The organism is Enterobacter sp. ENT03, assembly GCF_019218745.1.
Taxonomy (GTDB): Bacteria; Pseudomonadota; Gammaproteobacteria; order Enterobacterales; family Enterobacteriaceae; genus Enterobacter_D.
On sequence record NZ_JAHUXA010000011.1, the window covers coordinates 150,414 to 157,216 of the forward strand.

A 6,803-nucleotide genomic window follows, 5' to 3' on the forward strand; every position below is an offset into this window, starting at 1 on the left:
CGGAGCATTCTGACGCGCGGATTGTCCATAAAGTTAGCTGCATACTGAATAAATTTGTGGAAGCGTTTACACAACGCATTCCGTGACCCTGACGCAGGTAAAATTTCCGCAAATTTCAGGTATGTCAAAGGTCTGTTAAAACGTCACTTTTCGCGCGCTGGATCTCATCTGCTTCTTAACCTTTCATTCACTTTTCCGAAGTGTGATGTAACGCATTCTGTTACATCTCTGGTTGTCTATAGTGTCCAGGCAGGTGAAGTTATAGCCAACAATAACCCTACGAGGATGTCCCTATGTGGAAGCGCTTACTTCTTGTCACAGCAGTTTCGGCAGCCATGTCGTCTATGGCGATGGCCGCACCCCTTACCGTCGGTTTTTCGCAGGTCGGATCTGAGTCCGGCTGGCGTGCCGCAGAAACCAGCGTCGCGAAAAGCGAAGCGGAAAAGCGGGGTATTACCCTGAAAATTGCTGATGGTCAGCAAAAACAGGAAAACCAGATCAAAGCCGTTCGTTCCTTCATCGCCCAGGGCGTGGATGCGATCTTTATTGCGCCGGTCGTGGCGACAGGCTGGGAGCCGGTACTGAAAGAAGCAAAAGAAGCGGAGATCCCGGTCTTCCTGCTCGACCGTAACATTGATGTGAAAGATAAATCGCTCTACATGACCACCGTTACCGCAGACAACGTGCTGGAAGGCAAGCTGATTGGCGAATGGCTGGTGAAAACCGTCGGCGACAAGCAGTGTAACGTGGTGGAGCTACAGGGTACGGTGGGCGCGAGCGTCGCCATCGACCGTAAAAAAGGCTTCGCCGAGGCGATCAGTAAAGCCCCTAACATCAAAATTATTCGTTCTCAGTCCGGCGACTTCACCCGCAGTAAAGGGAAAGAGGTCATGGAAAGCTTTATTAAAGCGGAAAACAACGGCAAGAACATCTGCATGGTTTACGCCCATAACGACGACATGGTGATCGGCGCGATCCAGGCCATCAAAGAAGCGGGCCTCAAACCGGGCAAAGACATTCTGACCGGCTCCATCGACGGCGTACCGGACATCTACAAAGCGATGATCGACGGCGAAGCCAATGCCAGCGTTGAACTGACACCAAACATGGCTGGCCCGGCATTCGATGCGCTGGAAAAATTCAAAAAAGACGGCACCCAGCCTGAAAAAGTCACCATCACCAAATCCACGCTCTACCTGCCGGATACGGCGAAAGAAGAGTTAGAGAAGAAGAAAAACATGGGCTATTAAGCCTTTAAGCCAGGAAAAAAGCCGGGCGGCGCTGCGCTTGCCCGGCCTACAGTACACGCTTTTGTAGGCCGGCTAAGCGTAGCGCCATCCGGCTTGATGCAGGGGGAACCATGACCACTGAACAGCACCAGGAAATCCTCCGGACAGAGGGCTTAAGCAAATTCTTCCCTGGCGTCAAGGCACTGGATAACGTCGATTTCAGCCTGCGGCGCGGCGAAATTATGGCGCTGCTCGGTGAAAACGGCGCGGGAAAATCGACGCTGATTAAAGCGTTGACCGGGGTGTATCACGCTGAGCGCGGCACCATTCATCTGGAAGGCGAACTTATCGCGCCAAAAAATACCGCCCATGCCCAGCAACTGGGGATCGGCACCGTTTATCAGGAAGTGAACCTGCTGCCGAATATGTCGGTGGCGGATAACCTGTTTATTGGCCGCGAACCCCGGCGTTTCGGGTTTCTGCGCCGTAAAGAGATGGAAAAACGCGCCACCGCGTTGATGGAGTCCTACGGCTTCTCTCTCGACGTGCGCGAGCCGCTCAACCGCTTTTCCGTGGCGATGCAGCAGATCGTCGCCATTTGCCGCGCCATCGACCTCTCAGCCAAAGTGCTGATCCTCGATGAGCCTACCGCCAGTCTCGATACTCAGGAAGTGGAGATGCTGTTTACCCTGATGCGCCAGCTGCGCGATCAGGGCGTCAGCCTGATTTTTGTCACCCACTTTCTCGATCAGGTGTATGACGTCAGCGACCGCATCACCGTGCTGCGCAACGGCAGTTTTGTCGGCTGCAAAGAGACGCGGGAACTGCCGCAAATCGAGCTGGTTAAAATGATGCTTGGCCGTGAACTGGACAACAACGCTCTGCAACGGGCGGGGCGCACGCTGCTCAGCGACAAACCGGTCGCCGCGTTTAAAGATTTCGGCAAAAAAGGCGTGATCGCGCCCTTCGATCTTGAGGTTCGTCCCGGTGAAATCGTTGGCCTGGCGGGACTGTTAGGCTCCGGACGTACCGAAACCGCTGAGGTGATCTTCGGTATCAAACCCGCCGATCAGGGCACGGCGCTGATCAAAGGCAAACCGCAAACGCTGCGCTCGCCGCACCAGGCCTCCTGCCTAGGCATTGGTTTCTGCCCGGAAGATCGTAAAACCGACGGCATTATTGCCGCCGCCTCGGTGCGGGAAAATATTATTCTGGCGCTACAGGCCCAGCGCGGATGGCTGCGACCAATCCCGCGTAAAGAGCAGAATGAGATCGCCGCGCGCTTTATTCGTCAGCTGGGGATCCGCACGCCGAGCGCCGAACAGCCGATTGAATTTCTCTCCGGCGGCAATCAGCAAAAAGTGCTGCTCTCCCGCTGGCTGCTGACACGGCCGCAGTTCCTGATCCTCGACGAGCCGACGCGCGGCATCGACGTGGGCGCGCATGCCGAGATCATCCGGCTTATCGAAACCCTCTGCGCCGACGGTCTGGCGCTGCTGGTCATCTCCTCCGAACTGGAAGAACTGGTTGGCTATGCCGATCGGGTGATCATCATGCGCGATCGCAAACAGGTCGCGGAGATCCCGCTGGCGGAACTTACCGTCCCGGCGATCATGAATGCCATTGCGGCCTAAGGAGAAGCATGTGATGCCTCAGTCTCTGCCCCGGTCGGGGGAACCCAAACGCCGCTTCAGCTGGCCGGTGGGTACGCCGCAAATCATTGCCTTGCTGCTGGTGCTGGTGGTGGACAGCCTGGTCGCGCCGCACTTTTATCAGGTGATTTTGCAGGATGGCCGCCTGTTCGGCAGCCCGATTGATATTCTTAACCGCGCCGCCCCCGTCGCGCTGCTGGCGATTGGGATGACGCTGGTGATCGCCACCGGCGGCATCGATCTTTCTGTCGGCGCAGTGATGGCCATTGCCGGGGCGACGGCGGCCTCGATGACCGTCGCCGGGCACAGTCTGCCGGTGGTGATCCTGGCCGCGCTCGGATCCGGCGTGCTGGCCGGATTATGGAACGGCGTGCTGGTGGCGATCTTAAAGATCCAGCCTTTTGTTGCCACGCTGATCCTGATGGTGGCCGGACGCGGCGTGGCGCAGCTCATCACCTCCGGGCAGATCGTCACCTTTAACGCCCCCAGTCTGTCGTGGCTCGGCAGCGGTTCGCTGCTGCTGTTTCCGACGCCAGTGATCATCGCGCTGTTAACGCTCATCGCCTTCTGGCTGTTCACCCGCAAAACGGCGCTCGGCATGTTTATCGAGGCGGTGGGGATCAATATCCGTGCGGCGAAAAACGCGGGCGTGAACACGCGCATGGTGGTGATGCTGACCTACGTCCTGAGCGGCGTGTGTGCGGCCATTGCCGGTATTATCGTCACCGCGGATATTCGCGGCGCTGATGCCAACAACGCCGGGCTGTGGCTGGAGCTGGATGCCATTCTGGCGGTGGTGATCGGCGGCGCATCGCTGATGGGCGGGCGCTTTAACCTGCTGCTGTCGGTGGTGGGGGCGTTGATTATTCAGGGGATGAATACCGGGATCCTGCTGTCCGGTTTCCCGCCGGAACTCAATCAGGTGGTGAAAGCCGTCGTCGTCATGTGTGTGCTGATCGTGCAGTCCCCGCGATTTATTGCGCTGATTAAAAGGAACCGTGGTCATGATAAAACGTAACCTGCCATTGATGATCACGCTCGGCGTGTTCGTGCTTGGCTACCTCTACTGCCTGACGCAGTTCCCCGGTTTTGCCTCGACCAGGGTGATCTGTAACATTCTGACGGACAACGCCTTTCTCGGCATTATTGCCGTCGGCATGACCTTTGTGATCCTCTCCGGCGGTATCGATCTGTCGGTAGGCTCGGTGATCGCGTTTACCGGCGTTTTTCTTGCCAAAGCGATCGGCTTCTGGGGGATGTCGCCGCTGGTGGCCTTCCCGCTGGTGCTGGCGATGGGCTGTGCGTTTGGTGCGTTTATGGGGCTTTTGATCGACGGGCTGAAAATCCCGGCGTTTATCATCACCCTGGCGGGAATGTTCTTTCTGCGCGGCGTCAGCTACCTGGTGTCTGAAGAGTCCATTCCCATTAACCATCCGATTTACGACACGCTTTCCAGCCTGGCGTGGAAAATCCCCGGCGGTGGACGGCTCAGCGCGATGGGGCTGTTGATGCTCGGCGTGGTGGTGATCGGCATTTTTCTCGCGCACCGCACGCGCTTTGGTAATCAGGTCTACGCCATCGGCGGTAGCGCCACCTCAGCAAACCTGATGGGCATCTCCACGCGCAGCACCACCGTGCGCATCTATATGCTCTCCACGGGTCTTGCGACGCTGGCGGGCATTGTCTTCTCGGTATACACCCAGGCGGGCTATGCGCTGGCGGGCGTGGGCGTGGAACTGGATGCTATTGCGTCGGTAGTGATTGGCGGCACGCTGTTAAGCGGCGGCGTCGGGACGGTATTAGGTACGCTGTTCGGCGTGGCGATCCAGGGGCTGATCCAGACCTATATTAACTTTGACGGCACGCTCAGCTCGTGGTGGACGAAGATTGCCATTGGCATTCTGCTGTTTATCTTTATCGCGCTACAGCGTGGCCTGACGGTGTTGTGGGAGAACCGCCAGAGCTCGCCGGTGACACGCATTAGCACGGCGGCAACAAAGCTATAACACACTGAATTACCTCAAAAACGCTAAAGATTTTCCGGTGGCAGCCGATAACTCAAAATTACGCTCTGTTTGCGCCACGAAGTATCCCTGCTACCGGAATCATCATCATGCTAAAAACGCTATCGATTCGCACCGGCTTGCTGTCTTTACTGGCCGTTATGACATTACTCCTGCTGCTGGTCAGCGGCATGGGGATTTACGCCCTCACGCAAAGTTCCTCTTCCCTGCAACGCATTAATCACCTTCAGGGTGAGCAGATGGCGCGCCTGAATGAAGGGTATAACCTGATTTTACGCGCCCGCAACGAGGCCGGTCAGGCCGTACGCATGATGGAGGTCGGCTTACTGGATGACGCCGGAAAATCCGTCAAGGGCATCAACAATGAAATCACCCAGGCGCAAAAAGGCCTGCAGGCGGTGATCGAGGCGGGCGTCGATGACGAGGCCGGAAAACCGCTGCTGGACCGCCTGGCGAAAAGCTATGCCGCATACAATACGCAGGGCATCGTGCCGATGCAGAAAGCGCTCAATGAGCAAAGCCCGGACGGTTATTACGATCTACTGGAAAACACGCTGATCCCGGTATCGCGTCAGTTCGATAACGACATGCAGGCCTTCCTCACGTGGGGCGAAAACCGTGGCAAAGACGAAGTGAAAGCGGTGCAAAGCAGTAAAAATCGCGTCATGGTGTTTATCATTATTGCCGCGCTGCTGACGGCCGGGGTCATCGTACTGGCATGGCTGGTACTGCGTCACATGCTGTTAAAACCGCTCGACGTCTCGATTCGTCAACTGGAGCAGGTGGCCGCAGGCGATCTGACGCCGGTCAGCGCCGCCCCCGCCAGCAAGGAGTTCAACCGCCTGCTCGCCGCTATTGATGAGATGCGTCATGCGCTGGTGGGATCCGTCACCCGTGTACGGGACGCCAGTGCGCACATTGATACCGGCAGCCGCGAACTGACCGCCGGCAATATGGATCTGGCGCAGCGCACCGAATCCACCGCCAGCTCCCTTGAGCAGACGGCGGCGAGCATGGAAGAGATCACTTCCACTGTGAAGCAGAATGCCGACAACGCCGAACAGGCGCACCAGCTGGCGAAAACCGTCTCCGATACCGCCGATCGCGGCAGTGAAATGGTGTGCTACGTGATCGAAAAAATGAGTGATATCGCCGGCAGTGCCAACCGTATCGCCGACATCCTCAGCGTTATCGATGGCATTGCCTTCCAGACCAATATTCTTGCGCTGAACGCCTCGGTGGAAGCTGCGCGAGCAGGGGAGCAGGGGCGTGGTTTTGCCGTGGTCGCCGCGGAAGTCCGTAACCTTGCCGGACGCAGCGCCGATGCCGCGAAAGAGATCCGCACGTTGATCGGCGATTCCAAAGCTCACGTCAGCGAAGGCAACGATCTGGCGATGCAGGCCGGGGAAACCATGGATGAAATCGCGGGTGAAGTGATGCGTATGACTACCTTGCTGCGTGAAATCGCCAGCGCCTCGCACGAGCAGAGCAAAGGCATTGAGCAGGTGAATATCGCGGTAAACCAGATGGACGAAACGGCGCAGCAGAACTCCGCGCTAGTCCAGCAATCCGCAGCCGCGACCCGTTCGCTGGAAGAACAGTCTCGTGCGCTGATGGAAGCCATGGCGTCGTTCAGATTACAGACGGCGGGATAAGTACGTTACCCCTCACCCCGGCCCTCTCCCGGGGGAGAGGGAGAAGAGCGGGCAAGTGCTCTGCCTGGGGAGAGGGATAAAGGTGAATCCGCGCTCGATCTGTTCCCTCTCCCTGTGGGCTGAGGTATCCCCAGAAAAATGAAAGGCACGATGAAGTGTGATCTACTGGTTGCGCTAACAATACAGAAGAGACCTCATCGTGCCTTTACAGACAGTTTGCCACAAATTTTTCTCCTCGTCCTT

5 protein-coding genes are annotated in these 6,803 nt (G+C 57.4%); all 5 read left to right on the forward strand.

The window, feature by feature from the left end:
- Positions 1–293 precede the first annotated feature (293 nt).
- The 5 genes from ytfQ to KW828_RS15030 all read left to right on the forward strand — a co-directional run bounded on the left by ytfQ (position 294) and on the right by KW828_RS15030 (position 6,560).
- On the forward strand, positions 294–1,250 hold the full coding sequence (ytfQ, locus tag KW828_RS15010) for a galactofuranose ABC transporter, galactofuranose-binding protein YtfQ (RefSeq protein ID WP_088220588.1): 957 nt from the start codon (positions 294–296) through the stop codon (positions 1,248–1,250).
- A gap of 110 nt (positions 1,251–1,360) precedes the next feature.
- Positions 1,361–2,863, forward strand: coding sequence for a galactofuranose ABC transporter, ATP-binding protein YtfR (gene ytfR / locus KW828_RS15015; RefSeq protein WP_218337077.1), 1,503 nt, complete (start codon positions 1,361–1,363; stop codon positions 2,861–2,863).
- 10 nt (positions 2,864–2,873) lie between these two features.
- Positions 2,874–3,899, forward strand: coding sequence for a galactofuranose ABC transporter, ATP-binding protein YtfT (gene ytfT / locus KW828_RS15020; RefSeq protein WP_218337078.1), 1,026 nt, complete (start codon positions 2,874–2,876; stop codon positions 3,897–3,899).
- Entirely contained in the window at positions 3,886–4,887 is a 1,002-nt protein-coding gene (gene yjfF / locus KW828_RS15025) for a galactofuranose ABC transporter, permease protein YjfF (RefSeq protein ID WP_088220591.1), read from the forward strand. The genes ytfT and yjfF overlap by 14 nt, the downstream gene beginning before the upstream one ends.
- A 107-nt stretch (positions 4,888–4,994) precedes the next feature.
- A complete protein-coding gene (locus KW828_RS15030) occupies positions 4,995–6,560 on the forward strand; it encodes a methyl-accepting chemotaxis protein (protein ID WP_218337079.1) in 1,566 nt (521 codons plus the stop codon).
- The last annotated feature ends 243 nt before the right edge of the window (positions 6,561–6,803 follow it).

Bases quoted from the DNA above. Each gene is read 5' to 3' on its own strand.
- ytfQ (WP_088220588.1), top strand. From the start codon at position 294: ATGTGGAAGCGCTTACTTCTTGTCACAGCAGTTTCGGCAGCCATGTCG.
- ytfR (WP_218337077.1), top strand. From the start codon at position 1,361: ATGACCACTGAACAGCACCAGGAAATCCTCCGGACAGAGGGCTTAAGC.
- yjfF (WP_088220591.1), top strand. From the start codon at position 3,886: ATGATAAAACGTAACCTGCCATTGATGATCACGCTCGGCGTGTTCGTG.
- KW828_RS15030 (WP_218337079.1), top strand. From the start codon at position 4,995: ATGCTAAAAACGCTATCGATTCGCACCGGCTTGCTGTCTTTACTGGCC.